General features: G+C 54.8%; 1 protein-coding gene. It reads right to left on the reverse strand.

Features of this window, described 5'->3' with window-relative positions:
• Positions 1-220 precede the first annotated feature (220 nt).
• On the reverse strand, positions 221-562 hold a 342-nt coding region (locus H6A60_RS12305), incomplete at its 5' end, for an aryl-sulfate sulfotransferase (RefSeq protein ID WP_205105046.1).

A 562-nucleotide genomic window follows, 5' to 3' on the forward strand; every position in this document is an offset into this window, starting at 1 on the left:
CATAATAGAGACCGGTGTCGATCTGTCCGTAGACCTCAACGTCGGCGGCGTGCGCACCGGCAGCTGCAGCTGCCGCGATAATGACCGTTGCGGTAAGTCGAAGGTGATTGGTATTCATTTTGGGTCGATCATGAGAGGTTGAGAAAAGTGGGTTCAAAAAAACGCCGGAGCGGCTGGATGGATCCGCGGCCGGCGTTTTTTCTACTGCTGCAGCGCAGAATTACTTGGTGTTGCCCGGGAAAGCCTTCTTTAAATCAAAGACCCATGCCTGATAACCCATCGTATCTTTGAAACTCATGAGTACAGCCGGATCCTTCTCGCCCCACTTGTACTCGGCGAGGAACGGGTGAATGTCGACACGCCCCTTCTTGCCGGCGAGCGTTTCGCCTAGACCGGCGGTCGAGTAATAGACAACGAAGGAATCCTTGTCCGGCATGTACTCGGCAAGCCCCGTAACCGGGCTGTAGTAGTCGTAGCCCTTCTCCTGGCCAACGGCGTAAACCTGTTCGACCGTCATCTTCTTCTGGTCGACCTTATAGACGACGCCGCGCGTGTATTTCAT

The organism is Sutterella massiliensis, assembly GCF_016899755.1.
In the GTDB taxonomy this organism is placed as follows: Bacteria; Pseudomonadota; Gammaproteobacteria; order Burkholderiales; family Burkholderiaceae_F; genus Sutterella; species Sutterella massiliensis.